Raw genomic sequence first — 24,585 nt, 5'->3', positions numbered from 1 at the left:
ACTTTTGAGGGATGAATCGCTCAAAAGTAGGATTGTTAGGGCTAAAGCCCTTACTACAAACTTTAATTTATTTAGGCTTAGTTACTTATCTTTTATAGTCATCAAAGAGATTTACAAGTATGAGTTTCAATAAATTTCGTGCAACTATTTTTGAGAAGCATACGGCGATGCCTTCACAGTAGGCATCGCGGATTTTAGATAAAATCTAAAATCCCAAATCGAGTTACCGATTCACCGCCGCAGCTTCTCTTGCTGCTGCTGCTTGATCTGGGTGGATACCCAAGCGGGTGAGATTAATCCGACCTTTGTTATCAATTTCACGGACTTTGATAATCACTTCATCGCCCACCGCTACTTCATCCTCAACTTTGCCAACGCGGTAGTCAGCTAGTTGTGAAATGTGGATCATCCCTTCTTTCCCAGGCAGAAATTCCACAAATGCACCTATGGGTATAATCCGAGTAATACGTCCTGCATAGACATCCCCTTCGTGCAACTTGCGGGTCATACCTTGGATGATGTTTCTGGCTCTCTTCGCCTTGTTCTCATCCACAGCCGAAATTGTTACGGTGCCATCATCTTCGATGTCAATTTTTGCACCAGTTTCTTCTGTGATGCCCTTAATAGTCTTGCCTCCAGGCCCGATGACCAGACCAATCATATCTGAGTCAATCTTGATTGTTAACAGACGTGGGGCATAAGGTGAGGTTTCAGTCCGTGGCACGTCGATGCAGGCGAGCATTTTCTCCAGAATGTGCAACCTAGCTGCTTTGGCTTGGTGGACGGCTTGGGAAATAACATCCAACGACAAACCGGGGATTTTCATATCCATTTGCAAGGCGGTAATTCCGGTATCCGTCCCGGCAACCTTGAAGTCCATATCGCCCAAAAAGTCTTCAATGCCCTGAATGTCGGTGAGGATTCGCACTTCGTCCCCATCCTTAATCAGACCCATTGCTGCACCACTGACGGGTTTGAGAATTGGTACACCAGCATCCATGAGGGCGAGGGTAGAACCGCAGACTGAACCCATTGAGGTGGAACCGTTGGAAGAAAGTACTTCTGATACGATGCGAATCACGTAGGGAAATTGTTCTTTTGACGGTAACACAGGAATTAGCGATCGCTCTGCTAATGCCCCGTGACCAATTTCACGCCTTCCTGGAGAACGCATTGGCTTGGTTTCCCCGACTGAGAACGGCGGGAAGTTGTAATGATGCAGATAACGCTTATGTTGGTCTAACTGCATATCATCGTTGAGGTTTTGAGCATCACCAGGTGTACCCAAAGTACAAGTGGATAATACTTGAGTTAGTTCCCGATTAAATAAACCGCTACCGTGGACTCGTTTTGGTAAGACACCAACTGAACAAGAAACACGACGTACTTCATCGAGTTTGCGACCATCAACGCGAACGTTATCTTCGATGATTTGCCGCCGCATGAAGTACTTGGTAATATCTTTAAAAGTATTACCAAGTGCCTTGCTATTTGCAGTTGCAGCAATTCGAATTGGGTCTTCTTCTGGCAGTTCTTTAATCGTCGTGGCAATTTCATCCTTGACGACATCTAAAGCTGCATCGCGTTCGGGTTTGGTAAAGGTAAATTGAGAGAGGATTTTCTTAATCTGACCGTTAGCGCGATCGCGGATATAATTTTCTAGCGTCTGGTCTACTTCTGGTGGTGCTTCTTGCACTATCACTAAGCCCAGTTCTGCTACTAAATCTTGCTGCGCTTTGATTAAGTCCCGCACTGCTTCATAACCAAAGTCAATCGCCTCGATGATATCTCGCTCTGGCAACTGATTGGCTCCCGCCTCCACCATGATTACGCCATGTGGAGAACCCGCTACGACCAGATCCAAATCTCCGGCTTCAATTTCTGCATAAGTGGGGTTAATAATGAAATCATCTCCCACTAAACCAACGCGAACTGCTGCCATTGGCCCATTAAAAGGAATCTGGGCAATCAGGGTAGCGATGGAAGCGCCTGTAACTGCTAATACATCGGGTGGAACCAACTCGTCCATCGATAGCGTTAAGGCGATAATTTGCAGGTCATCCCGTAACCATGAAGGGAACAAGGGACGCATGGGACGGTCTATAAGACGGCTAGTGAGAATTGTTTTTTCTGGTGGACGACCTTCCCGCCGCATGATCCCTCCGGGAATCCTACCAGCTGCATACAGTCTTTCTTCGTAATCTACTGTGAGGGGAAGAAAATCAATGCCTTCTCTGGCTTGCGATCGCGTAGCTGTCACTAAAACGGATGTGTCCCCTGATTCTATCAAAACCGACCCACCTGCCTGGGGAGCTAGTAAGCCTACTTTCAGTCGAATATCCCTTCCATCGAAGGATATTGACTTATCAACTTCTGCCATTCAGTTCTTTTTCCTTCTCTTTCGCTATTCTCTTTCTGTGGCAATCCTAACATTTATGCACTAGGGCTGACTTCTAGTACATACAAAGATAAGAGTTGTCATCAACCCAAAGCACGATACATCATCAGCGCGTCTACCACCTGTTCATCCCGTAGCTTCGCCGCACGAGGAATTCGCCCAATAATCTCAAATCCTAACGACTGCCAAAGGGTAATTGAAGGTATATTAGTTTCAAAGACCAAATTGAACATTACTGCTTCGTAGCCCAGGTTTGCTGCTATCAAGAGCATAGCCTCCCCCATGAACCGCCCGATGCCCTGACCGCGCAACCCAGGTTGTACAATAAAACCAGCGTTGCAAATGTGGCAACACCGACCGGGGAAGTTTGGTTTTAAATAAAACGCCCCTAATATTTCTTTAGGCTTGTGTGTAGCATCCTTACCAGATGTCCTGACAACAAAGGCATCCTTGCTTAACCAGTAAGTTGAAAATTCTGCCTGAGATAGAGGTTGCCTTTGGGGATAAGTTTTACCTTCAACAATTACAACATTGAGTAATGTTCTTACAACCTCCTGTTCTTGAGGATAAATATAATCTAGTTCTACTGTTATGTTATTTTTTATAACTTTAACAATGGGGAAATCCATTACTAATAATGTTGATGCAGAATGATTATTTGAAAATTATTTGTATGCAATGATTTGATTATAAATGCTATTGACAAGATTTAATAATTAGAGCTTTGCGAGTTAAATTATTTAATTTTACGAGAATCTGAGTAGTTAGCAAATGGCGATTTTACACGGTAATTGGTTACTAAAAAGTCAAAAGGGTTGTTTATTTATTTGGGGAGAAACTTGGCGATCGCCACGAGTTAATTTCGAGTCTAATGGATCTGGAGATATCCCACTAAATCCATTGGCAATGACATCAGTGGAGTTGAGTGAGTGGTTGGTTTCCCAGAAGATGGCGATTACTAACTTTATCCAGCAACCCCAAGTTGCGAATGCTACTACTGGGCGAACACGTAAAGCCGCCAGTGCCACTGAGATAAATTTACCAACGCATTCACAAATAATTGCCTTACCAACTTATATTCCCGAAGAGAGTGCAGAAGGAACATCTGCAATTTTCCCTGTACATTCTGCCAGCTTGGCGCTAGAAACAGACTCTCCGCAATATTTGCAACCGTGGCGAGTTGAAGGTTTTTGTCTCAACCCCAGCGAAGCAGTAAAATTTCTCGCTGCTATTCCCCTAAATGCTGCAAAAGGTGAAGATGCTTTTTTAGGAGGAGATTTACGTTTTTGGTCGCAAGTTTCCCGATGGAGTTTAGATTTAATCTCGCGGTGTAAGTTTTTACCAAGAATTGAACGGCAATCAGACGGTGCATTTGCTGCTAAATGGCAAGTACTTCTAGACAGTGCTGTAGATGGAACTCGCCTAGAAAAATTTTCTGCGGATATGCCGTTGGTTTGTCGGACTTATCAGGGAGATGGGGGAGACAAGGAGGACAAGGAGACAAGGGGACAAGGGGACAAGAAAAATAACCATGCCGAATGCCTAATATATGTAGACTTTCCAGCCGAACCTCAAGAATTACTTTTGGGATTTCTCAACAGTACGATAGATACGCAAGTGCGAGGGATGGTAGGTTCTCAGCCTCCAATGGAAGCTAAGGCGATGGCATCTTTACCCGGTGGGGTGCGACAGTGGTTGCAAGCTTTAACTAGTGCATCTCATACAGTTAACGCAGATTCAATTGAAGTGGAACGACTGGAAGCGGCACTGAAGGCTTGGACGATGCCGCTACAGTACCAATTAACTCTTAAAACTCTATTTCGTACCTGTTTTCAACTGCGTTCTCCAGAGTCTGGTGAAACAGATTGGACATTGGCGTATTTTCTGCAAGCAGCTGATGATCCTGAGTTTTTGGTGGATGCGGCAACTATTTGGAACAATCCAGTTGAACGATTGGTTTATGAAAATCGGACAATTGAGCAACCACAGGAAACCTTTTTGCGAGGTTTGGGGCTAGCTTCTCGATTATATCCAGCGATCGCACCCAGTTTTGAAACCGAATATCCCCAATCTTCTCGGATCAGCCCCATGCAAGCTTATGAGTTTATCAAAGCTGTAGCTTGGAGGTTAGAAGACAGTGGTTTAGGAGTCATTTTGCCTCCTAGTTTGGCTAACCGCGAAGGATGGGCGAACCGTTTGGGTTTGAAAATTTCAGCCGAAACCCCAAAGAAAAAGCAGGGACGTTTGGGGTTGCAAAGTCTACTAAACTTCCAATGGCAATTGGCAATTGGTGGACAAACTATTTCTAAAGCTGAGTTTGATAAACTTGTGGCTTTAAATAGTCCGCTAGTGGAAATTAACGGTGAATGGGTAGAATTGCGACCCCAAGATATCAAAACAGCCCAAACATTTTTTACCACTCGCAAAGACCAAATGGCCCTTTCCTTGGAAGATGCCTTGCGTTTCAGTACAGGAGATACCCAGGTAATTGAAAAATTACCAGTGGTCAGCTTCGAGGCATCCGGGGCATTGCAAGAGTTAATTGGGGCATTAAGCAATAATCAAGCGATCGCACCTTTACCCACACCAACAGGCTTTAAAGGACAGTTGCGACCTTATCAAGAACGAGGTGCTGCTTGGCTGTCCTTCTTAGAACGCTGGGGTTTGGGTGCGTGTCTCGCCGACGATATGGGACTCGGAAAAACCGTGCAGTTCATTGCTTTTCTGCTGCACTTGAAAGAACAAGATGCGCTAGAAAATCCAACACTGCTAGTTTGTCCAACTTCGGTTTTAGGCAATTGGGAAAGGGAAGTCAATAAATTTGCACCAAGTCTGAAAATTTTGCAATATCACGGTGACAAACGCCCAAAAGGAAAAGCGTTTTTAGAAGCAGTGAAAAAGCACGATTTAATCGTTACTAGTTACTCGCTTCTTCATCGAGATATCAAGTCATTGCAAAGTGTCTCCTGGCAGATAATTGTTTTAGACGAAGCCCAGAATGTGAAAAACCCAGAGGCGAAGCAGTCAAAAGCAGTGCGGGAATTAGAAGCGACATTTCGTATTGCATTGACGGGGACACCAGTAGAAAATAGACTGCAAGAACTATGGTCTATTTTGGATTTTCTTAATCCTGGGTATTTAGGCAATAAGCAATTTTTCCAGCGTCGGTTTGCCATGCCGATTGAAAAGTATGGTGATACCGCTTCTTTGACTCAATTACGTTCATTAGTGCAACCATTTATATTGCGGCGATTGAAAAGCGATCGCGACATCATTCAAGACTTACCAGATAAGCAAGAAATGACCGTATTTTGCGGTCTGACTGGTGAACAAGCTGCACTTTATCAACAAGTTGTAGAACAATCTTTAGTAGAAATAGAATCTGCTGAGGGACTGCAACGTCGGGGGATGATTTTGGCTTTACTAATCAAACTCAAACAAATCTGCAATCACCCAGCACAATACTTGAAACAAGCGACATTAGAGCAACATAATTCAGCTAAACTTCTGCGGCTAGAAGAAATGTTAGAAGAAGTTTTAGCAGAAAGCGATCGCGCTTTAATTTTCACACAATTTGCTGAGTGGGGTAAGTTACTTAAACCCTATTTAGAAAAACAGCTTGGGCGAGAAATATTCTTTTTATATGGCAGCACCAGCAAAAAGCAACGAGAGGAAATGATCGACCGTTTCCAACACGACCCGCAAGGGCCACCGATTATGATTCTTTCTCTAAAAGCCGGTGGTGTTGGACTAAATTTAACAAGAGCAAATCATGTATTCCACTTTGATAGATGGTGGAATCCAGCCGTGGAAAATCAAGCTACAGATAGAGTATTTCGGATTGGTCAAACCCGGAATGTGCAAGTACATAAATTTGTTTGTACTGGCACTTTAGAAGAAAAAATTCATGACATGATTGAAAGTAAAAAACAATTGGCTGAACAAGTTGTGGGTGCTGGTGAAGAATGGTTGACTGAACTGGATACAGACCAACTTCGCAACTTACTAATACTCGATCGCAGTGCAGTAATTGACGATGATGCAGAATAAGTTCGTAGTAAGGACTTTAGTCCTTGATTTGAGTGCTAAAGCGCTCACTACGAACTCACACTGATATAGCAGACTACTAAGTTTTTAAATTGACTTATGACTAATTACACATTACAAGCAAGCCGAGAATGGTGGTCGCAACAATGGTTAGACTTACTAGATTCCTATCGCTTTAAAAAACGTTTAGAACGTGCAAGAAACTATGCTCGTCAAGGAAATGTTTTGAGCATCGAATTTAAAGGCGCAAAAGTATTGGCTAGAGTACAAGGTAGTGAAGTAGAACCTTATAAAGTTTCCCTTTGCCTTGAAGCCTTTAGTGATGAACAGTGGGGTTATGTAATTGAAACCATGTCCCAAAGGGCAATTTTTGCTGCCAAGCTACTAGCAGGAGAAATGCCACAAAATATAGAAGAAGTATTCACAGCTAATGGTCTTTCGATATTTCCATTTACCCTTGGTGATGTCCAGAGTAAATGCTCTTGTCCTGATAAAGCAAATCCCTGTAAACACATTGGTGCGCTGTACTATCAGTTAGGCGATCGCTTCAGTGAAGACCCCTTTGTACTATTTCAGTTGCGCGGACGCACCAAAGAGCAAATTATCAGCGATTTACGTCACTTACGTAGCGCTAAGATTCAACCCAATACTACAGAAACGCCCGATATTCAACAGTCAATTCCTAATAACAAATACTCGGTAAAAATTGATTCTTTCTGGCAATACAATGAGCCACTAGAGTCATCCTTGGTAGTGATTGCGCCTTCCACTAATGAGATGGTATTAGATGTATTAGGAGCAATCCCCCTAGCGAAAGAAGAGGAAAACGCAGTAAGTTCAACTTCAAGTGATGTGGTAATGAAGTATTTGAATACAATTTACAGAGATGTGAGCCAGAAGGCTTTTTTAGCAGCAATGAATGTGTGAGGAAGTTGATACTAATTCGTAATTCATAATGGGCTACGCCCCGCTACGCTAACGTAATTCGTAATTATGAATTAGGTTGATTGGGTAGTTCAATCTTCACCCATTCCCGCACCGCCTGACGAATTGCCCGTCTGCCATTTGCCCGATTTTGCTCAATCAGTTTCGGCAAGTCCCGAATTACTAAAGTAGGAAACACCAGACTCTTCTCTGACTCGACATATTCCCCATTTTGTAGGAGATAAATCTTGAGTTCACCGGAATCATAACACCAAAGTTCTGGTACTCCCAAGCGGGCATAAATGGGAAAACGATTTAGAGATTTACTGGTAACATCAATTTCCAGTGCCAAATCAGGCGGTGGGTCTTGTCTCAAATCCAGATCCAATCTACCCCGAATCACAGCTTCATTCTGGAAATAGAAGCAGTTATCTGACTCTACCCCTGCCATTCGGCTTTCTCGCTTCCAAGTAGTCGAGCCATAACTTTCATAGTCTAAATCCAGTACATCAGCGATTTCTTTAACCAAATCGCCTATTACCTCTTTGTAATGTTCGTGTTCTGGTAAAGGTGTCATAATTTCCAAAGTGGTGCGATCGTAAGCTAACCTTGCTGCCCGATGCTCTCCCAAGTCTTTTAGAAGATTTTCAAACTGTTCCCAGCTAATGTCATAAAGCATTACTCGGTCTGCTCGATTTTTGGCGACTGTCATTGTTACGACCTCCAGAATGTTTTATTGTCCAAACTCAAGCCTAGCCTGTTCTACCAAATCAGCGGTAACAAGCTCTTGTCCTGCTTCACGGGCTAGTTGTTCAATTCTGGCTTTAGCTTGAGAGCGGACAAAAAAGGGAATATTTTGTAACTTTTCCTTAGCTTCAGATGTCCATCGTAAAGCATCAATAAAATTGGAATCGCTCATGGTATTAATAACCTTGGTAAGTCGTTCAGATCAATAGATTACTAATTTTCCTATAAAAAAAGCCCTTGCTTTTACGCAAGAGCTTTTAAATTATTTAGTTGTCAGTGATGAAATAAACTTTACAACCTAATCTAGGTCGTCCATGAACATCACTGGCTCAGTATCACGGTTAATTCCTTTCTCAAAACCACCAGCCGCAGCCCGTGCGCGACCAGCATGCCACAAGTGACCAACTAGGAAGAAGAATCCTAGTACGAAGTGAGAAGTCGCCAACCAAGCGCGAGGAGATACATAGTTGAACGAGTTAATCTCGGTAGCCACACCACCCACGGAGTTCAAAGAACCCAGAGGAGCGTGGGTCATGTATTCAGCAGCGCGACGAGCTTGCCAAGGCTGAATATCGTTCTTGATTTTTTCCAGGTCAAGACCATTGGGACCACGTAGAGGCTCCAACCAAGGGCCACGGAAATCCCAGAAACGCATGGTTTCACCACCGAAGATGATTTCACCAGTTGGAGAGCGCATCAGGTATTTACCTAGACCTGTGGGGCCTTGGGCAGAACCGACGTTAGCACCCAAGCGTTGGTCACGAATCAAGAAGGTCAAAGCCTGAGCTTGAGAAGCTTCTGGACCAGTAGGGCCAAAGAATTCGCTGGGATAAACGGTGTTGTTGAACCAAACAAAGATGGAGGCAATAAAGCCCATCAGTGAAAGAGCGCCCAAGCTGTAGGAAAGGTAAGCCTCACCAGACCAGATGGATGCACGACGTGACCAAGCAAAAGGCTTGGTAAGAATGTGGAAAACGCCGCCAGCAATACAGATAAAGGCAATCCAAATGTGACCACCGACCACATCTTCCAAGTTATCAACGCTAACAATCCAGCCTTCGCCACCGAAGGGAGACTTGATTACATAACCGAAGATAACTGCTGGGTTCAATGTTGGATTGGTAATAACACGAACGTCACCACCACCTGGTGCCCAAGTGTCATACAAACCACCGAAGAACATTGCTTTTAGAACCAACAGCAAGGCACCGCATCCCAAAATAATCAGGTGGAAGCCGATGATGTTGGTCATCTTGTTCTTGTCTTTCCAGTCGTAACCAAAGAAAGAAGAGTATTCTTCTAAGGTTTCTGGACCACGAACGGCGTGATAGATACCGCCAAAGCCAAGGACGGCTGAGGAAATTAGGTGGAGTACACCTACAACAAAGTAGGGGAAGGTGTCGATAACTTCACCACCAGCACCAACGCCCCAACCCTGGGTAGCGAGGTGAGGTAACAGGATCAAGCCCTGTTCGTACATGGGTTTTTCCGGAACGAAGTGAGCGACTTCAAATAAAGTCATCGCTCCTGCCCAGAATACAATCAAGCCAGCATGGGCAACGTGAGCGCCCAGGAGTTTGCCAGATAGATTGATTAAACGCGCATTACCAGACCACCAGGCAAAGCCAGTAGATTCTTGGTCGCGTCCAGTGCCGCCTAATATATTTGGTCTATTAGAGAGCGTTACCACGTGGTAATACCTCCTCAGGGAATACAAATTGTTCGTGGGGTTGATCTTGAGGAGCCATCCAAGCGCGGATACCCTCGTTCAGCAAAATGTTTTTGGTATAGAAGGTTTCAAACTCAGGGTCTTCCGCCGCCCGTAATTCTTGGGAGACGAAATCATAAGCTCGCAGGTTGAGTGCTAAACCGACGATGCCGACGGCACTCATCCACAAACCTGTGACTGGCACGAACAACATAAAGAAGTGCAACCAGCGTTTGTTTGAGAAAGCAATCCCGAAAATCTGTGACCAGAAACGGTTTGCTGTCACCATTGAATAGGTTTCTTCAGACTGGGTGGGATTGAAGGCGCGGAAGGTGTTAGCACCATCACCGTCTTCAAACAAGGTATTTTCTACCGTGGCTCCGTGAATGGCGCACAATAATGCACCACCCAATACACCAGCAACACCCATCATGTGGAAGGGGTTGAGTGTCCAGTTGTGGAAGCCTTGCAGGAATAGCAGGAACCGGAAAATTGCCGCTACGCCAAAGCTGGGAGCAAAGAACCAGCTTGATTGTCCCAAGGGGTACATCAGGAATACGCTGACGAATACTGCAATGGGAGCTGAGAAGGCGAGGGCGTTATAAGGACGGATTCCTACTAGACGCGCAATTTCAAATTGCCGTAACATGAAGCCAATCAAACCAAAGGCTCCGTGTAGGGCAACGAATGGCCACAAGCCACCCAGTTGGAACCAACGGGTGAGGTCGCCTTGGGCTTCTGGGCCCCACAACAGCAATAGGGAATGTCCCATGCTGTCGGCGGGGGTGGATACTGCCACTGTGAGGAAGTTAGCACCTTCTAGGTATGAGGAGGCTAATCCGTGGGTATACCAAGAGGTGACGAAGGTGGTGCCGGTCAGCCAACCGCCTAGTGCTAGGAAGGCGCAGGGGAACAATAGTATCCCTGACCAACCTACGAATACGAAGCGATCGCGCTTGAGCCAGTCGTCTAGAACGTCAAACCACCCTCTACTGGGCGCACGTCCAACTGCGATGGTCATCGGACTAAAATCCTCTTTTTTTACTAAAATTGCAACGTTTCTAAGGCAATACGGAGAGCCAATGTAACCGGCTGCCGTGAGGAATTAACGTTTTTTTTGACAATCTCAATAGCTTAAAAGCGACTGAGATTCTGAGAAGTTGCTGACCTGTGAAATCAGTATTTCTCTTTCTTTATGCCATTACACGTACCATCGGCTAGTAATCTAGCTTGTGGTAACTTAATGATTCTTAACTTATCACACTACTCAGGGTTTTTGCCTGACACACAGAAGCAAATCAGGCATGAAACACGAACCTTATAAATAATATGAATATCAGAAATTTTACAATTTGACACAACTTTTCTCAGAAATGTAAGAAAATTTAGTCTAGATGGACGTAGGTAGGTAACTCATTCCCAAGAGGTCAAAAAGAGGCAGGGGAAGGGAAGAAAGAATTTTTATCCGCCAGTGAGTAAAGAAATCATATAATTTCCCCTCACAAATAAATTATATGGGTCGCAGGAGGCAGGAGCGCAGCTGAGTTTTTGTCAACAATGTTTGGTAAAATAAGCAAGCAGCAGACCCTCTAAAGTGTTCTTTAGTTGAATGACTAGCCTTCAATTTAGTCAAGTTCTGTCTAGTAGCATTCAGTGTGCGAGTATTTCACAGCGAGTATCTCACAGGCAATTGTAGTTCAATGACGACATCAACAACGATTAACAAAGGCGATCGCCTCCTGCATCAAAATGTTCTCGGTTCTCGTCGGTTCAGTAACTACTGGTGGGCAACTATTGTTACCTTGGGAGCAAGCGGCTTTTTACTGGCTGGGATATCCAGCTACTTAAAAGTTAATTTACTCATAGTTTCCGATCCAACTCAACTAGTATTTGTCCCCCAAGGATTGGTGATGGGGTTATATGGTGCTGCTGGCTTGCTATTAGCCACATACCTATGGCTAGTGATTTTATTGGATGTGGGTGGTGGCTACAACGAATTTAATCAGGAAACTGGCACAATCAAAATCTTCCGTTGGGGTTTTCCCGGCAAAAATCGCCGAATTGAGATTGATAGCCGCATAGAAGATGTGCAATCTGTGCGAATAGCTGTCAAAGAAGGTCTTAATCCCCTTCGCGCCCTCTATCTACGCATTAAGGGGCGGCGAGATATTCCCTTAACACGAGTTGGACAACCCTTATCTTTAACAGAGTTAGAAACAGAAGGTGCGAAGTTAGCCCGCTTTTTGGGAGTATCGTTAGAAGGGCTTTAAGTAGATTGGGCATAGGGCATAGAGCATGGGCACAGGAGGCAGAGGTGCGGGGGGGCAGAGGTGCAGAGGGGAAAGACTTACTGTAACTTTTCCCCATTCCCCATTCCCCATTCCCCATTCCCTCTTGAAACGATAAGATACTGTGGTTAAATCAGTAACTTGCAATGCGGTTAAAAATTTCACAATTTTTGCTTTCTTTTGTGCTTATCAGTGCTGTGATGCTTGGAGGATGTTCAACACAGCAGGTAGCTTCTAATACCTCTTCTCCAACCTCGACAGCTACCTCGACTACCCAGACGACTACTGAAGCAACATCTGTATCTCAAACTAGTAGTGAGAGTATTCCTGGAATCGCAGGTTTACCACGTCTTGAAGGTAAGGCGACTGTGGTAATGACGGTTAAAGGTTCGCCCATTACTATCGAAGTAGACGGCACTAATGCCCCCATTACAGCTGGTAACTTCGTAGATTTAGTTCAAAAGGGCGTTTACGATGGTTTAGCTTTCCATCGAGTTGTACGCGAACCACAACCGTTTGTAGTTCAAGGGGGCGATCCCCAAAGCAAAGACCCGAAAGTTCCAGCAGATCAGCTGGGAACCGGTAGCTATATTGACCCAAAAACGGGAAATGCTCGCTATATACCTTTAGAAGTTAAACCGAAAGGTTCGGATACTCCGCTTTACAACAAACCATTTGATGCTACTGCTCAACCCGTCGTATTGCCCCATAAACAGGGTGCAGTAGCGATGGCGCGATCGCAAGCACCAGATTCGGCTTCTGCTCAGTTTTACTTTGCTTTGGCGGATCTAGCCTTCTTGGATGGTAACTACGCCGTGTTTGGCAATGTCACTCAAGGCTTGGATGTAGTGAACAAAATTCAGCAAGGCGATCGCATTGACTCTGCTAAAGTCACCCAAGGGGCTGAAAATCTGAAAACACCAGGACAGTAAGAGGAAGAGAGCAGGGGAGAATAATTACTAACTCCTAACTTTTAACTCCTAACTCCTAAATTTAGTGAAAGTTCTTGTCACTGGTATTGGTCTAGTTTCCGCCTTGGGTGGAAGTTTAGAGGATAGCTGGCAAAATTTGCTAGCAGGTAAATCTGGAATTAGGTTATATCAGCCATTTCCAGAAATAAAACCACTTCCTCTAGGTTTGATTGCTCAACAACCATCTGAGTTGGCAATGTTAACTCAAATGGTTGTTACTTCTGCTTTGCGAGATGCTGGGTTAGTTGCACCTTTAGCTGATTGTGCTGTCGTCATTGGATCGAGCCGCTCTTATCAAGCATCTTGGGAGATGTTGGCGCGGCAAATGTATAAAGATGCGGAAAATTTGCCCGTTTCTGATTTTGGAAATTGGTTAGATATATTACCTCATATCAATGCGATCGCAGCTGCAAGACAAATCGGTGCAACAGGTATGGTTTTGGCACCGATGGCAGCTTGTGCAACTGGAATTTGGTCTATCGCCCAAGCAGCTTTGCTTATCCAAACTGGGCAATGCCAACAGGCGATCGCAGGCGCAGTGGAAGCACCGATTACACCCCTAACTTTAGCTGGATTTCAGCAGATGGGTGCTTTGGCGAAAACTGGGGCTTATCCCTTTGATTTGCAGCGAGAAGGCTTAGTTTTGGGCGAAGGTGCAGCCGTGTTTGTCTTAGAATCCGCAGAGTTGGCAAAACAGCGACAAGCAAAAGTGTATGGTGAAATTCTCGGTTTCGGCTTAACTAACGACGCATATCATAGTAATTCACCGGAACCTGAAGGTAAAAGTGCGATCGCAGCTATCAAACAATGTCTAGAACGTAGTTGTCTGACACCAAGCGATATTGATTACATTCATGCTCATGGCACAGCAACCCAGCTAAATGACCAGATGGAGAGTATGGTAATTCATCGTTTGTTTCCCCAAGGCGTGGCAGTTAGTTCAACCAAGGGAAGCACAGGTCATACATTAGGAGCATCAGGAGCATTAGGCGTAGCTTTTTCTCTCATGGCATTAAAGCATCAAATATTACCGCCTTGTGTAGGATTGCAGCAGCCAGAATTTGATTTAGAAATCGTTACAGCAACACGTCTAAGTAAAATTAGGCAGGTTTTATGTTTGAGTTTTGGCTTTGGTGGACAGAATGTAGCGATCGCGTTAGCTAAGTTCCCCTAGTACTTTGTACCTACATCACAATATAAAATATAAAACTGTAACAAAAACTACAAAATTCCTATTTTTCTCAAAAAAAGGATAAGCTAGTTACAGAATGATATCCGGTTCGTAAAGATACCGTGATTAGGAGAAAATTTTATGATTTCAAAATCACTACTACCGCTAGAACCTGCTTCTCCAGCGCATATATGCCCATTTGACCAAGCCTGTAGTTACTTAGAAGCGGCAGCTAAAGAATTAAATTTAAATCAAGGTTTGCTGGAAATCCTCAGCCACCCGCGTAAGGTTGTCACAGTTTCCATTCCCGTGAAACTAGATGACGGGGAAATACAGGTTCTCGCTGGACACCGGGTACAGCACTGCGATGTCTTAGGCCCCTACAAAGGTGGAATTCGTTATCATCCGGCTGTGACATTGCGCGAAGTATCGGCTTTGGCAATGCTGATGACCTGGAAATGTGCATTGTTGGGTATTCCTTATGGTGGTGGTAAGGGTGGCATTGCCATAGATCCAAAACGCTACAGTGTTGGCGAATTAGAGCGAATCAGCCGCCGTTATATCAGCGAGTTAATTAAAGATATTGGGCCTTCTGTAGATATTCCTGCGCCAGATATGGGTACTTCAGCCCGTGAGATGGCTTGGATGATGGACACTTACTCTGTGAATGTCGGTAATGCTGTACCAGGGGTTGTGACTGGGAAACCGCTTTCCATTGGTGGTTCATTGGGACGCGAAATGGCAACCGGACGTGGCGTGATGATTACTGTGCGTGAGGCGCTGGCAGATCAAGGTAAATCCTTGGCAGGAGTGCGAGTAGCAATTCAGGGTTTTGGTAATGTAGGTGGTGCTGCTGCTGAATTACTATATGAAGCAGGCGCGAAAATTATCGCTGTTTCAACAGGTTCTGGGGGAATATTTTCCGAAGTTGGTCTTGATATTCCCGCGTTGAAAATCTACGCTGCTGAAAACCGCAAGAGTATTGTAGGTTTCCCCCAATCTGTACCAATTAGCAATGCAGATTTATTAGCTTTACCCTGCGATGTCTTAATACCAGCAGCTTTAGAAAACCAGATCACTGAAGAAAATGTGAATCAGGTGCAAGCGCACATTGTCGCAGAAGCAGCTAATGGGCCACTCACTCTTGAGGCTAGCTTGTCTCTAGAGGAACGGGGTGTGATAGTACTACCAGACATCTTAGCGAATGCCGGCGGTGTGGTAGTTAGCTATTTGGAGTGGGTACAGGGTCTTTCTTACGTATTTTGGGATGAGGAGCGAGTTAACCGCGAAATGGAGCATTTGATGGTGCAAGCCTACCGCAAGGTGATTCAGCAGTCTAATAAGCGGCAAATTTCTTTAAGATTAGCAGCTTACACTTTAGGGGTGGGTAGAGTTTCCCAGGCCCTAACTGACAGAGGTCTTTATCCTTAAATTTTATACTTAGTCGCTCACGGGACAGAATAGAACATTATTGGCAGTAATTTCACTTCAACCGCAAGTGATTTGTCTGCCTTTTTTTGTTGGGCGATCGCTACAAAATCACTAATAATAAATGTCTTCGATATGACAATCATACACTTGGTGTAGTTGAAGATTCCCACAAATTTAGTGCAGCCTCACAAAGAAGTAGTGTGAGTCCTAAACAAAGCTAAGTTTTGCTTGTCTTTGATGTTACAACAGAAATGAAAAGCAAATACTTAGTATATATGGCAACAGACCTCCGCAAACAGGGATTATTGCTTCTGCGTCAAGCACTGGATAATTCAACAGCCAACTTTCGCCCTGGACAATGGGAAGCTATTGAAGAATTACTCCAGCAAAACTCGCGTTTACTCGTTGTTCTATGTTGGATGCAGGAGGTACATCTGTCGGTGTACTAGCGGATAGTTTGACTAAGGCAGCAGTGAATAGCAAGTATCGCTCTAGTATTAAAGAGGGTAGACTTACTTTGGTTTCTAGTTATGACCCCGAAGCTGGTTTCAACACTGGTAATGCGATGGGGCGAAACAAATATATTTATGCTTTAGCAGATTATGCCTTGGTAGTCAGTTCATCTTTTGATAAAGGTGGTACTTGGGCAGGTGCAGTGGAAGCGCTTTCCCGACTCCAAGATATCCCAGTTTTTGTCCGATTAGATGGGGCGATATCAGAAGGTAATCAGCAATTACACAATCAGGGTGCAAAACCTTTTCCGACTGAACCTTGGAATGATTCATTGAGGGAACTTTTAGTAAAAGCGGCTTCTTCGATTGAACCAGTACAAACTGTAGAAAAAATACCTCAAGAGACTGTTTCGGATATTCACTCACAAGATATTTATCAAGCTGTTTTACCTATCATCTTGAATCATTTACAGCAACCGAAGGATGCAAAATCTTTGGCGGAATGTTTGAATGTTAGACTATCTCAAATGCAGGATTGGTTAAATAAGGCTGTGAATCAAGGTATGGTGAGAAAAATTAACAGACCAGTCACTTATGTAATCAATCAATCAACAACTCAACTTTCTTTATTATGATGGTGTCACAGGGGGGAAGTTTTCTTTTCGTGAAGGTAAAACTATTGAGCTAGAGTCAGAGATTACAAGCAATTTTAGGTATAAGCTCAATTGAGCTAAATTAAAAAAATACTAAGAATTTGGCTAGTGTATGGTGAAACCAATAATTCAATCAATAACTCAAACCTTATACGACGAAGATTATTATCTGTGGCTGAGGACAACTATAAATCAACTTCGCGCTGGGCAATTTTCTGCTGTTGATTTGGAGAATTTGTTAGAAGAATTAGAAACTATGGGCAGAAGGGAGAAGCGAGCAATTGAAAGTTTATTAATTAAGCTTCTTGAACATCTACTAAAACTCAAGTGTTGGGATGAAGAACGAGAACGTAATCAAGGACATTGGAAAGGAGAAATCAGGACTTTTCGTAGAGAAATTAAAAAAGCTCTGAAAGATAGTCCTAGTTTGAAACCTTACATTTTAGAAATATTTGATGAATGTTATCAAGACGCAAGAAAAGAAGCAAGCGATCGCTCTCAACTTACCATTGACATATTTCCTACTGTACCCATTGGCTCTTTAGAACAAATCTTAGATGAAAACTGGTTTCCTGAATATAACCATAATCATTACGGTAAACCCGATTAAAATGAATACGCAACTTGGGTTTCCATAGGAGTATGCAGCCGTGCAGCCGGACTTAATAGGCTTGGAAATTAGTAAGGGGGAACTAAGACGTTTGACTGGATTCGATCCAGAAGACGTTTTTCGACCTTCTGTTCTGCGAGATGGCAAAAAGCGATTAGGGTTTTTTATCAATGAAATGTTGGTGACGCTGGCGCTAACGCCCATAATTGTGGGTTTTGTTTATGCGTTTATTATTCTGCCAACTATTGGTTCTTCGATTCGACTAGGAATTCTTTTACTAATTTTAGTGCCAATGCCGATATTAGTGGGGCGATGGCTATGGCGACAATTGACCTGTCCTGAAGGACTGACAATACTTTTAGACGAAGTTGATAAATATCATGACCTGGTTGCTGCCATCGATATTAATGACCAATTGGCAGCATCAGGAAACGTAGAAAGCAGTATCCATGACCGAGATAAAGTCACCGCAGCCTTACAACTAATTAGAGAAGATTTAGTCCGCGCTCTGAAAACGGAACGAATTTTGCGAGATAATAAAAAATTGCTTGCTAATAACCAAGAGTTATTTGTGAATAATTTAGCCAGTCTGCAAGCTTTACAAGTTAGTAGTCAAGCAGGCGAATATGCTCAACTGCTAAATCAATCATTGCAAATTGCGATCGATGTGCAAGCAGAAATCAGAAAATTGCACAAAGGCTAAGTGGATGTTTGTCAACCTTGGGCGACTAGAAATCGCGGCTACACAGACAAAACCTGCCTCCGCAGGTTATAAAACCATTGATTTTGTATTAGTCCACGGAGGTGGACTTTGCTTGTGTAGTAGCGACTTCTAGTCGCCCAATACTTTCCCACAAAACAATCGCCCCGTTGACCTAAATGAGCAACAAACCAAAAATAATTGTCCTAGATGATGACCCTACGGGTTCTCAAACAGTCCACAGCTGCTTGCTGCTAATGCACTGGGATGTGGACACTTTACGCAGTGGGTTACAGGACAATTCGCCGATTTTCTTTGTACTGACTAACACTAGATCGCTAACGCCAGAGTCAGCTACATCTGTCACCAAAGAAGTTTGCCAAAATCTGAAAATCGCTTTGAATGCTGAAGGAATTGACGATTTTTTGATTGTCAGCCGTTCTGATTCTACTTTGCGGGGGCATTATCCCATTGAAACTGATGCGATCGCACAAGAACTCGGCCCCTTTGATGCTCATTTTCTTGTTCCAGCCTTTTTTGAAGGTGGGCGTATCACCCGCGACAGCGTGCATTACTTGATGATTGGCGGTGTCCCCACTCCAGTCCATGAAACCGAATTTGCCCGTGATTCAGTCTTCAGCTACCATCACAGTTACTTACCCAAGTATGTTGAAGAAAAGACTCAAGGACGAATTAGTGCTGAAGCTGTAGAAAGGTTTCTCCTCGCTGATATTCGCGCTGGTAGTTTGGAACGCTTGTTACAACTGAGTGGTAATCAGTGCGCTGTCGTCGATGGTGAAACTCAAGACGATCTCAACCGCTTTGCAGTAGATATATTAGCAGCAGCAAGTCAAGGGAAACGCTTTCTGTTTCGTAGTGGCGCAAGTATTTTAACGGCTTTAGCCGCTTTACCACCCCAACCCATTGCTGCCGAAAACATGGCGCAATACGTGCGCCAAGGCAAACCAGGTGCTGTAATTGTTGGTTCCCATGTGAAAAAGACTACTCAGCAGTTAGAGGCGCTATTGCAAATAGAGGGAACAGTGGGAATTGAAGTAAATGTCGCGCGATTACTTGATGATGCAAATCAATCTGCGGTTCTGCTAACTGAAATCAAAGAAAGTACACAGGCGGCACACGAAGCGGGTAAAACACCAGTAGTTTATACTAGCCGTCAGGAACTGAGCTTTAAAGATGTCAACACCCGATTGGAGTTTGGGACAAAAGTTTCAAGTTTATTGATGGATATTGTGCGGGGTTTACCATCCGATATAGGATTCTTAATCAGCAAGGGTGGCATTACCTCAAACGATGTCTTGAGTACTGGACTAACCTTAACTTCAGCCCGCTTACTCGGTCAAATTTTAGCTGGTTGTTCAATGGTGTTAACCCCATCCGATCATCCCCAGTTTCCTAATTTGCCTGTGGTGCTGTTTCCAGGTAACGTTGGTGATGCTGATGCCTTGGGGACAGTTTATCAGAGGTTGACTAAACAATCTTGAGTGTTGCGTGAAGATGATGATAATTCCAAACTACTGCCTTTCTGCTAAAAGATAATTTTTTACGTAGATGCGGCTAAGGGAGTACCCACAGGGTATCGCAATGAACGCAAAGTGAAGATACAAATAATCTTATGGCGGAAAGGGAGTAATCTATGCTCCGCACTTTCTGGTCTGATCATGTTGTTAGATTTTCCAACTGATCTAATATTGGTAATGATTCGGAGTGTCCCTTGTCTTTTGGCTAGTACTGCATGACTTCTGATTCTGCAATTCCCAATCTAAAGTCAAATTCTGCACTTCCTAATGCAGAATCAAACTCTATCCTTTCGGAGGTAGAGGTAAATCCTACTGTTTCTGATGTAGAGTCAGATCCTATCCCCCCTGATGCGGAGTTAAGATCCGTCCTTCTTTATTTAAAATCAAATACTATCGTTGGGGATGTAGAGTCTAATGCTGCTAACCCAGACTTAGAGTCTAATCCTGTTAACTCAGATATAGAGCCAAATCCTGCTAACCCAGATGTAGAGTCTAAGACTGATGTCGCATCAGATTTTATCTTGACTGATTCAAATCCCAATGAGTCAGCAATATCAGGGTATCGCGTAAATGATAATACTCAAGTCCAGTTAAGAAGTAAGGAGGGACGACTGTTATTAATTTTGCCCCCGGAATCTCAAGTATCTGCCTCAGAACTCAGTTGGTCTGATATTTGGCAACAAATCAGGCAACGTTTGAATGCAGGCGATCGCTTCCGAATAGCAAATACACCTGTACATCTAATGGCACAAGACCGCCTAGTAGATGCCAGGCAACTCCAAGAACTCGCCGAGGCTTTAAGTGAAGTCCAACTGCGGCTAATTTCTGTCTCAACGAGTCGTCGGCAAACTGCGATCGCAGCCGTCACATCTGGGTATTCTGTAGAACAATTGCAGCCTGTAACTTCCCTGAATACAGGGTCAGAAGCTACAGCTACACCCCAGGCAGATGCCCTTTATTTAGAAACAACAGTCCGCTCTGGAGTAGAAATTCGTCATCCTGGTACAGTAATTATCTTGGGAGATGTAAACCCAGGTGGTATTGTAATTGCAGATGGAGATATTATCATCTGGGGTCGTCTACGTGGAATTGCTCATGCTGGGGCCGGAGGCAATCGTGAGTGTCTGATAATGGCTTTGCAAATGGAACCTACCCAATTGCGGATCGCAGATGCTGTAGCTAGGGCACCAGAAAAATTACCGACGCAATTTTCTCCAGAAGTGGCACATATTATGCCCCAAGGGATTCGCATCGCTAGGGCTAGTGATTTTTCTAGAAACCAATTTACTAAGAGCAATCAGTAGCCCTGAATATTTACTTAAAAGATGAAGAATATGAAGGATGAAATATAGCGGTTTTCATGTAGATGGAATACACTACTCTAATGCCTTTCCCCTAGCAAAGTGTATTTAACACGACTGAGCAAAGACGCGGATCGGCTTGTCATAAGACATCGCAATAAAAAAATATTCATCCTCGCCCTAATCAGGGAGACCAGATATTTCTTCATACTTGATACGATACTTCATACTTTATACTGCAATTTACGGTTTTATATTTCCTGAACCCTCATTGACCGCATTTCTATCATGACTCGCATTATAGTGATTACCTCCGGTAAAGGAGGAGTGGGTAAAACCACAGTTTCAGCAAATCTGGGCATGGCTTTAGCCAAAATGGGTCGTCAAGTTGCCTTGGTTGATGCGGATTTTGGTCTGAGAAATTTGGATTTACTGCTAGGGCTGGAGAACCGCATTGTCTATACTGCGGTGGAAGTCTTGGCCAGAGAGTGTCGCTTAGAACAAGCCTTGGTGAAAGATAAACGCCAACCCAATCTTGTACTCCTACCGGCAGCCCAAAATCGCTCCAAAGATGCAGTCACACCGGAACAGATGAAGTTACTGGTCAATGCCCTAGCGCAAAAATATCAGTACGTGATCATTGATAGCCCCGCCGGTATTGAAAATGGGTTTAAAAATGCGATCGGCCCGGCCAAAGAAGCACTAGTTGTCAGCACGCCAGAAATTTCCTCAGTTCGTGATGCCGACCGGGTAGTGGGGTTACTTGAAGCACAAGGTATCAAGCGTGTTCATTTAATAATTAACCGCATCAGACCCGCAATGGTGCAGGCAAATGATATGATGTCAGTGCAAGATGTTCAGGAACTTCTCGCCATTCCCCTGATCGGGGTAATCCCTGACGACGAGCGTGTTATTGTATCTACCAATCGCGGCGAACCCTTAGTGTTAGCGGAAAATCCCTCTTTAGCCGCCACAGCCTTTGAGAACATTGCTCGTAGATTAGAAGGAGAAAGTGTCGAATTTCTGGAGATCGACTCATCCCAAGACAGCATCTTCGCCCGTCTACGAAGGTTGTTGTGGACAAAGATTGTTTAACTTACTTTTCTAGTCTCCGCGCCAGACCTATTCGTAATGATTGAACTTCTAGAAAAACTTTTTTCTCGCGGCCCTGATAGCAGTCGAACTCAAGTTAAACGTCGGCTGCAATTGGTGATTGCTCACGATCGCGCTGATTTAGATCCTCAAACGTTGGAAAAAATGCGGAAAGAAATCCTAGATGTAGTCTGTCGCTATGTCGAAATTGAGACAGAGGGCTTGGAATTCTCCTTAGAAAGCAACCAACGAACAACAGCTTTAATTGCTAATTTGCCCATCCGCCGGGTGAAAGGAGCCATACCTGAATGGGAAAGGGGTGATAAATAAGTTTTAATAGTTTTAAGTCTTAAATATTTTTATTGCAATTGTAACGAGTTGTCCCAAGTTTTAGATTAAATAAACTCCTATATTGACATCTTTGGGTGGGTGTCAATATAGGAGTTTTGAGTATAGAAAGTACCCAATAAAAAATCTCCCGTTGTCCATCGGTGACGATAACGGGAGTAGATAAATTATTCTATAAACTATCGGTAAGCCACTTGTGGCCCTGCCCAAATCTCTGTAACCTTTTTACCAAAAGTAATCGGCTGATCTTCGTCTGTCGTGGGTACAGTCTTGCCATCATTAGCAACTTGCATTAGTGGCCAGTTTTCATCACCCAATTCACCTGCACGGAATAGTACATGATCTGGTTGCTTTTTACTCCAACCTAACAAGACGGCAATTTTCTCATGCTCATCTTGCTCATTAGCAGGAGCAACTATATTAGCGTGATTTTTTTGCCGATCCCAAATCACTGCACTATCAGTAGAATCGCCTGTGTTAAATATCCCTTCAAATTTGCGTGCTAAAAAGCGATCGCCTTTTTCCGACCAGCTAACCGGAACTAATACCCCAATTTGACCGTTTGGATTAACCTCTTCTGACGAAGAACCCTTTAGAGCTTTTACTTTTAATAAAGGATCGCTAACTGGAGTAGTTGAAGCCATTACCCACAACTTCTTCGTGTGCATATCTTGGACAAACAGAACGCTGGTAACACGGCTGTTGTACATTTCGGGTTTTACTTCTAGTTGCACCCGACTATAAACAGCATATTTACCATCTGGAGAAACCACGGGTACGCTACGGTAGTGACGAACTCCAGAACCACCGTTGGAACCAATTGCTTCTTGAGTCGCTGTAATCCATTTCCAAGGAATAGGATGAGGACTACCTATGGGATCTATTTGTTCAGCTTGGGACTCATCACGTGGTTCAGAAACAGGTATTTCTGTTGTTGTAATTGGTTGTGACTCTCTAAGAGTTGGCGCTATTTGAGTTGCTGTCAATGATTTAGTAAAAGACTTTTCTCTAGAGAGAGATTTTTCTTGTCCTTTCAAAGACTTGATATTAGCAGCTTTGAGTTTTTGTACTAGATTAAGCTGACTAACAGGAACATCTGTTAATGGTGCAAGTTCAACTGCTGCCAAAGTATCAGGAACAGTTAAATCGTTGTTTAACCCATAACTATCTACTTGAGCAAAAGACTCAATTTTATCTGATGGTAATACTTGCGGTTCCTGGACAGCAGGACTTTGTGTGGGTACAGAGTCAAATTTTTCTGTTAAAGAATCGATTTGATCTGTTTTCGATATTTCAGCTATCTCAGGTTCCCCAACTACAGCTATTTCCTTTGATACAGAGTCAGAATCTCCAGTCTTCGAAGTTAGTTTAGCTACTTCGGATTTTACAGGGAACGAGTGAGCCGATGCCCCTAGCAAGGGTGCGATCAGTATCACAACGACAACGTAATTGAGAAATGGTTGCGCGCGGAACCATCCTGACAGCAAAAGGGGTTTAAGCATTTGTAGACTCTCTAGAGGGGCGGTTGCTATGTGAGAAGCAATACCTATGCAGCAATGGGGCAGGCAGTAATTATATGTATAACAAGAAACTAAAAACTTTGACGAGATATTTCCTTCAAAGTTGGCTGAGTTTTACAAAAATTAAGTATCATTGTCTACACCTTTTCTTACTAAGGTACTGAATGTTTTTTTGCAAAAGTATGCGAGTATAGTAAATACGCTGAGAACTCAGTAATTACTACACGATATATAATTCTGCTGTTGATATACCCGACAATACCAAAAACAGATATTAGTCAAGAGGTATTCAAGTTATAGTTGAGGCGATAACGCTGGCAACAAAAAATGAGATAACTTAAGCTATTGGGGATCGTACTAGTTGTAACTAGTACACAATCAACAATTCAGGTTACACACTAAATATAACAGCGCAAACCCTCATAATGGTAAACGTGAGGTGTTACGTGAAAAGCTGGGGAAGCAGACGCATAATAAATCATACTCAGAAAATACTGCTGTCAGCAACCCAAATTTATAAATTGCAATCTCAACTACAAAATAGCTAGAAGACACAATAGTTTTTTACAAACCCAATTGTATTTAATGCCAATTCGGGGTAAACGTTCGGGAACACAACAAAACTAACTTGGTAGATGCTCTAGCGGCTCGTGACGAGACACCACTAAACGATGAGGGTTTCCTAA

Annotated in this window: 21 protein-coding genes; 14 read left to right on the top strand and 7 right to left on the bottom strand. The window is 43.6% G+C overall.

The genetic code is table 11. The annotated features are described in order from the left end of the window. Positions 1–223: 223 nt before the first annotated feature. On the bottom strand, positions 224–2,380 hold the full coding sequence (locus ACFFRD_RS34820) for a polyribonucleotide nucleotidyltransferase (protein ID WP_392480455.1): 2,157 nt from the start codon (positions 2,378–2,380) through the stop codon (positions 224–226). 101 nt (positions 2,381–2,481) lie between these two features. Further along, complete coding sequence (locus ACFFRD_RS34815; RefSeq protein WP_392480453.1) at positions 2,482–3,027, bottom strand: GNAT family N-acetyltransferase; 546 nt, start codon at positions 3,025–3,027, stop codon at positions 2,482–2,484. A gap of 142 nt (positions 3,028–3,169) precedes the next feature. Between ACFFRD_RS34815 and ACFFRD_RS34810 the strand changes: the two genes are divergently transcribed. Further along, positions 3,170–6,448, top strand: coding sequence for a DEAD/DEAH box helicase (locus ACFFRD_RS34810; RefSeq protein ID WP_392480451.1), 3,279 nt, complete (start codon positions 3,170–3,172; stop codon positions 6,446–6,448). A gap of 96 nt (positions 6,449–6,544) precedes the next feature. Next, positions 6,545–7,372 (top strand): SWIM zinc finger family protein, encoded by an 828-nt coding sequence (locus tag ACFFRD_RS34805; RefSeq protein WP_392480449.1) that lies wholly within the window; start codon positions 6,545–6,547, stop codon positions 7,370–7,372. Between the two features lie 64 nt (positions 7,373–7,436). On the opposite strand, the gene ACFFRD_RS34800 is transcribed toward ACFFRD_RS34805, so the two are convergent. From ACFFRD_RS34800 to psbD, 4 genes are all read right to left on the bottom strand, one after another. Further along, the gene (locus ACFFRD_RS34800) at positions 7,437–8,081 is read right to left on the bottom strand and encodes a Uma2 family endonuclease (RefSeq protein ID WP_392480448.1); all 645 of its coding nucleotides are present in this window, start codon (positions 8,079–8,081) and stop codon (positions 7,437–7,439) included. Positions 8,082–8,102: 21 nt separating this feature from the next. After that, positions 8,103–8,288 carry a PCP reductase family protein gene (locus ACFFRD_RS34795; RefSeq protein WP_190934553.1) on the bottom strand — a complete coding sequence of 62 codons (186 nt, stop codon included), beginning with the start codon at positions 8,286–8,288 and terminating at the stop codon, positions 8,103–8,105. Positions 8,289–8,414: 126 nt separating this feature from the next. Further along, positions 8,415–9,806 carry a photosystem II reaction center protein CP43 gene (psbC, locus tag ACFFRD_RS34790; RefSeq protein ID WP_114081127.1) on the bottom strand — a complete coding sequence of 464 codons (1,392 nt, stop codon included), beginning with the start codon at positions 9,804–9,806 and terminating at the stop codon, positions 8,415–8,417. Then, positions 9,790–10,845: a photosystem II D2 protein (photosystem q(a) protein) gene (gene psbD / locus ACFFRD_RS34785; RefSeq protein WP_012409998.1), complete on the bottom strand. Its 1,056-nt coding sequence runs from the start codon at positions 10,843–10,845 to the stop codon at positions 9,790–9,792. Before psbD ends, psbC begins: the two co-directional genes overlap by 17 nt. A 679-nt stretch (positions 10,846–11,524) precedes the next feature. Here psbD and ACFFRD_RS34780 point away from each other — a divergent pair. From ACFFRD_RS34780 to minE, 12 genes are all read left to right on the top strand, one after another. Then, positions 11,525–12,094: a photosystem I assembly protein Ycf4 gene (locus ACFFRD_RS34780; RefSeq protein ID WP_114081711.1), complete on the top strand. Its 570-nt coding sequence runs from the start codon at positions 11,525–11,527 to the stop codon at positions 12,092–12,094. A 164-nt stretch (positions 12,095–12,258) separates the two neighbouring features. Next, a complete protein-coding gene (locus ACFFRD_RS34775) occupies positions 12,259–13,044 on the top strand; it encodes a peptidylprolyl isomerase (RefSeq protein ID WP_392480447.1) in 786 nt (261 codons plus the stop codon). A 64-nt stretch (positions 13,045–13,108) separates the two neighbouring features. Then, positions 13,109–14,257: a beta-ketoacyl-ACP synthase gene (locus ACFFRD_RS34770; protein WP_392480445.1), complete on the top strand. Its 1,149-nt coding sequence runs from the start codon at positions 13,109–13,111 to the stop codon at positions 14,255–14,257. Between the two features lie 138 nt (positions 14,258–14,395). Beyond that, the gene (locus ACFFRD_RS34765; RefSeq protein ID WP_392480443.1) at positions 14,396–15,685 is read left to right on the top strand and encodes a Glu/Leu/Phe/Val dehydrogenase; all 1,290 of its coding nucleotides are present in this window, start codon (positions 14,396–14,398) and stop codon (positions 15,683–15,685) included. A 251-nt stretch (positions 15,686–15,936) separates the two neighbouring features. Then, the gene (locus tag ACFFRD_RS34760) at positions 15,937–16,134 is read left to right on the top strand and encodes a hypothetical protein (protein ID WP_392480442.1); all 198 of its coding nucleotides are present in this window, start codon (positions 15,937–15,939) and stop codon (positions 16,132–16,134) included. Continuing rightward, a complete protein-coding gene (locus ACFFRD_RS34755; RefSeq protein WP_392480441.1) occupies positions 16,098–16,772 on the top strand; it encodes a DNA-processing protein DprA in 675 nt (224 codons plus the stop codon). The genes ACFFRD_RS34760 and ACFFRD_RS34755 overlap by 37 nt, the downstream gene beginning before the upstream one ends. 130 nt (positions 16,773–16,902) lie before the next feature. Beyond that, positions 16,903–17,400: a DUF29 domain-containing protein gene (locus ACFFRD_RS34750; protein WP_392480439.1), complete on the top strand. Its 498-nt coding sequence runs from the start codon at positions 16,903–16,905 to the stop codon at positions 17,398–17,400. 40 nt (positions 17,401–17,440) lie between these two features. Beyond that, on the top strand, positions 17,441–18,103 hold the full coding sequence (locus ACFFRD_RS34745; protein ID WP_012410006.1) for a hypothetical protein: 663 nt from the start codon (positions 17,441–17,443) through the stop codon (positions 18,101–18,103). A gap of 176 nt (positions 18,104–18,279) precedes the next feature. Further along, the gene (locus tag ACFFRD_RS34740) at positions 18,280–19,602 is read left to right on the top strand and encodes a four-carbon acid sugar kinase family protein (protein WP_392480437.1); all 1,323 of its coding nucleotides are present in this window, start codon (positions 18,280–18,282) and stop codon (positions 19,600–19,602) included. A gap of 251 nt (positions 19,603–19,853) precedes the next feature. Beyond that, entirely contained in the window at positions 19,854–20,942 is a 1,089-nt protein-coding gene (minC, locus tag ACFFRD_RS34735; protein WP_392480435.1) for a septum site-determining protein MinC, read from the top strand. Between the two features lie 285 nt (positions 20,943–21,227). Continuing rightward, positions 21,228–22,034 carry a septum site-determining protein MinD gene (gene minD / locus ACFFRD_RS34730; RefSeq protein ID WP_012410009.1) on the top strand — a complete coding sequence of 269 codons (807 nt, stop codon included), beginning with the start codon at positions 21,228–21,230 and terminating at the stop codon, positions 22,032–22,034. A 36-nt stretch (positions 22,035–22,070) separates the two neighbouring features. Beyond that, the gene (minE, locus tag ACFFRD_RS34725) at positions 22,071–22,361 is read left to right on the top strand and encodes a cell division topological specificity factor MinE (RefSeq protein ID WP_012410010.1); all 291 of its coding nucleotides are present in this window, start codon (positions 22,071–22,073) and stop codon (positions 22,359–22,361) included. A 197-nt stretch (positions 22,362–22,558) separates the two neighbouring features. On the opposite strand, the gene ACFFRD_RS34720 is transcribed toward minE, so the two are convergent. Continuing rightward, the gene (locus ACFFRD_RS34720; protein WP_392480433.1) at positions 22,559–23,881 is read right to left on the bottom strand and encodes a hypothetical protein; all 1,323 of its coding nucleotides are present in this window, start codon (positions 23,879–23,881) and stop codon (positions 22,559–22,561) included. Between the last annotated feature and the right edge of the window lie 704 nt (positions 23,882–24,585).

The sequence above is a fragment of the Nostoc sp. C110 genome, assembly GCF_043099725.1.
Taxonomy (GTDB): Bacteria; Cyanobacteriota; Cyanobacteriia; order Cyanobacteriales; family Nostocaceae; genus Nostoc; species Nostoc muscorum_A.
The sequence above is the reverse complement of the archived record's forward strand: the minus strand, read 5'-3'. Positions and strand labels throughout refer to the sequence as shown.

Excerpts from the sequence above, each read along its gene's own strand:
- ACFFRD_RS34820 (WP_392480455.1), bottom strand. The coding sequence starts at position 2,380 with ATGGCAGAAGTTGATAAGTCAATATCCTTCGATGGAAGGGATATTCGA.
- ACFFRD_RS34815 (WP_392480453.1), bottom strand. The coding sequence starts at position 3,027 with ATGGATTTCCCCATTGTTAAAGTTATAAAAAATAACATAACAGTAGAA.
- ACFFRD_RS34810 (WP_392480451.1), top strand. The coding sequence starts at position 3,170 with ATGGCGATTTTACACGGTAATTGGTTACTAAAAAGTCAAAAGGGTTGT.
- ACFFRD_RS34805 (WP_392480449.1), top strand. The coding sequence starts at position 6,545 with ATGACTAATTACACATTACAAGCAAGCCGAGAATGGTGGTCGCAACAA.
- ACFFRD_RS34800 (WP_392480448.1), bottom strand. The coding sequence starts at position 8,081 with ATGACAGTCGCCAAAAATCGAGCAGACCGAGTAATGCTTTATGACATT.
- ACFFRD_RS34795 (WP_190934553.1), bottom strand. The coding sequence starts at position 8,288 with ATGAGCGATTCCAATTTTATTGATGCTTTACGATGGACATCTGAAGCT.
- psbD (WP_012409998.1), bottom strand. The coding sequence starts at position 10,845 with ATGACCATCGCAGTTGGACGTGCGCCCAGTAGAGGGTGGTTTGACGTT.
- ACFFRD_RS34780 (WP_114081711.1), top strand. The coding sequence starts at position 11,525 with ATGACGACATCAACAACGATTAACAAAGGCGATCGCCTCCTGCATCAA.
- ACFFRD_RS34775 (WP_392480447.1), top strand. The coding sequence starts at position 12,259 with ATGCGGTTAAAAATTTCACAATTTTTGCTTTCTTTTGTGCTTATCAGT.
- ACFFRD_RS34765 (WP_392480443.1), top strand. The coding sequence starts at position 14,396 with ATGATTTCAAAATCACTACTACCGCTAGAACCTGCTTCTCCAGCGCAT.
- ACFFRD_RS34760 (WP_392480442.1), top strand. The coding sequence starts at position 15,937 with ATGAAAAGCAAATACTTAGTATATATGGCAACAGACCTCCGCAAACAG.
- ACFFRD_RS34755 (WP_392480441.1), top strand. The coding sequence starts at position 16,098 with ATGTTGGATGCAGGAGGTACATCTGTCGGTGTACTAGCGGATAGTTTG.
- ACFFRD_RS34750 (WP_392480439.1), top strand. The coding sequence starts at position 16,903 with ATGGTGAAACCAATAATTCAATCAATAACTCAAACCTTATACGACGAA.
- ACFFRD_RS34740 (WP_392480437.1), top strand. The coding sequence starts at position 18,280 with ATGAGCAACAAACCAAAAATAATTGTCCTAGATGATGACCCTACGGGT.
- minC (WP_392480435.1), top strand. The coding sequence starts at position 19,854 with ATGACTTCTGATTCTGCAATTCCCAATCTAAAGTCAAATTCTGCACTT.
- minD (WP_012410009.1), top strand. The coding sequence starts at position 21,228 with ATGACTCGCATTATAGTGATTACCTCCGGTAAAGGAGGAGTGGGTAAA.
- minE (WP_012410010.1), top strand. The coding sequence starts at position 22,071 with ATGATTGAACTTCTAGAAAAACTTTTTTCTCGCGGCCCTGATAGCAGT.
- ACFFRD_RS34720 (WP_392480433.1), bottom strand. The coding sequence starts at position 23,881 with ATGCTTAAACCCCTTTTGCTGTCAGGATGGTTCCGCGCGCAACCATTT.